The sequence below is a fragment of the Acetobacter tropicalis genome, from assembly GCF_001580915.1.
Lineage (GTDB): Bacteria > Pseudomonadota > Alphaproteobacteria > Acetobacterales > Acetobacteraceae > Acetobacter > Acetobacter tropicalis.
Genome location: NZ_LHZQ01000082.1, coordinates 1 through 2240 on the forward strand (window position 1 = coordinate 1; position 2240 = coordinate 2240).

At 56.6% G+C, this 2240-nt stretch carries 2 protein-coding genes; both read right to left on the reverse strand.

Annotated features, from left to right (window positions below; genetic code table 11):
- Nucleotides 1–75 precede the first annotated feature (75 nt).
- A complete protein-coding gene (ltrA, locus tag AD944_RS00570) occupies nt 76–1587 on the reverse strand; it encodes a group II intron reverse transcriptase/maturase (protein ID WP_045543176.1) in 1512 nt (503 codons plus the stop codon).
- 108 nt (nt 1588–1695) lie between these two features.
- On the reverse strand, nt 1696–1890 hold the full coding sequence (locus AD944_RS00575) for a hypothetical protein (RefSeq protein WP_045543177.1): 195 nt from the start codon (nt 1888–1890) through the stop codon (nt 1696–1698).
- Between the last annotated feature and the right edge of the window lie 350 nt (nt 1891–2240).

Genomic DNA, 2240 nt, shown 5'->3' on the forward strand with positions numbered 1-2240 from the left:
AGTAGAGTAGGAAGCGCATATGCGCTTCCCCTCTCCGAACCGTACGTGCACCTTTCAGCGCATACGGCTCTCCGTTCAGGCTCGGCTTAGAGCCATTGCCACATCATGATAACGGGAGGTGACCGTGCTCCGTGCTTCGTCCCTGAAGATATAGGGGTTTTGCTCGGGGTTCCGCCACCGGAATTGCGCTTTTGGGCTCGTGACGAGCCGTCGCAGCGCCTTTCCGACAAGATTGCCTTGTTCGCTTCGTCCATAGACCAGCCAAGTCTTGGACTGGCCCGTCTCCGGCACTCGATAGCATTTTCGCATCAGAGGCCTGATACGAGAACGATATTTCTGCGCCAGCCAGTGCGCCAGTTTCCAGAACACGACAGTGTCGATACGCCGGAATGTGCGCGCTGTGAAGTCCGTGAACCGGTAGAATGCCGCCCATCCTGCCAAGCGACGGTTCAGGGAGGCAATCATGTCAACCGCATTGATATCGTGATGTCCAGTGAGCGCCTCGGACAGTCCGTGAACAAAGGCCTTGGCTTTCTCCTTGGGTATTGTCGTGACCACGGACATACGCCCGCGTGATCCCCGTTTCCGAATGATCCGATTTCCCAGAAAGACAAAACCGTCGTCAACATGGGTGATATGGGATTTCTCCATATTCATCTTCAGTTTCAGACGGTTTTCCAGGAAATCCCGGCATTCCTCACGGATGGTTTCGGCATGTGCCTTTGTCCCTTTGACGATGACGACAAAATCATCGGCATAGCGACAATAGGCAACAGCGGGTTTCCACTGCCGGTTCTCACGAACCGTGATGGGCCGTTGCTGCTGTATGCCAAAATTCCATGCCCAACGGTCCTTTCGCGCTTTGTGGCTCAGGTATTTCGTCTCCAGCCATGTATCAAACTCATGGAGCATGATATTGGACAGAAGCGGTGACAGAACGCCACCTTGCGGAACACCCTCGCTGGCCGCCACGAACAGACCACGCTCGATGTGGCCTGCCTTAAGGATACGCCAGAGCAGATCAATGAACCGATCGTCCATTATCCGCCGCCGGATGCTGCGAAGAAGCAGCCTGTGATGGACAGTGTCGAAGTAGCTCGCAAGATCACCTTCGATGACCCAGCGTCCTCTCGTGTCACTGCCATCCTGAAGCTGCAATTTCACCGTCCGGACAGCATGATGCACGCTGCGTTCCGGTCTGAACCCGTAGGAGAGACGATGGAATTCGCTTTCCCATATTGGGTCCATGACCATCAGCATAGCGCGTTGGACAATGCGGTCTGTCAAGGTCGGAATACCCAGCGGGCGCTGCTTGCCGTTCGCTTTCGGGATATAGATGCGCCTAACCGGCTTCGGGCAATACGTGCCGTTCAGCAGGTCCACACGCAGGTTTGCCAGATGTTGATCCAGCGTGTTCTGCATGTGACGCTTGTCTATTCCGTCTATGCCCGGTGTATGGGCGCCGCTCGACGCCAATACGATCCGGGCCGCTTCGGCAAGCCACTCCCGGCTGACCATGAGCCGCAACAGGCGGTCGAACCGCCGGTTCGGGTCCGCTGCAGCCCATGTTGCAAGCTTGTGCTGCATTTCCCTGATTATCAAAGGTCTTCACCTCATTAGGTCAGTTAGTTTGCACTTCAAGCAGTCTGAACTGTTCCCCTTCGCCATGTGGCAGGCTTTCCCTGCCGCAGACTACTACGGGAACTCCGCCAGCTTGATGGACATCAGGGTCAACTCCCTTGGCATTCCACCAAGCCTTCCCTCGTTCGTATGCTGGACATCAGCGCGTTGGGGAGGCTGCCGGTCGCAGTCCTTTTCCTTGCGTTCCGCAAGTCGATACCGATGCCGTGGTCTGGCTGTGTTCTCCCCACGGCTCCCAGCAGACACCATACGTGTGTGCCTGCATTCGGACCCCGCTGACTTACATCTCCAGCGGCGTCATCAGTATTCCGCCTGTTAAACCGTGTAGGCAGAGGCGACATTTCAGCCCTCGGATGCGGGTTAACCGGTTCGTGTTCCTCAACCTTCCAACGCTTCAGCCTCGGGAACCATCTCGGCTTAACGGTTTCGCCTCAATCCCCTTTACCTGCGGGCTACGTCACCCTGCCAGTTGACAGCAGGTCACCGCCGCTTGGGCTCATGTTCCCCCACAGCAGGGAACAAGGCAGTAGTTCTGTTCCTCCTTTCTCCTTTGCATTCCAGTCATACGCTCCCCCAGACCATCCGGGGCGAGGCGCACT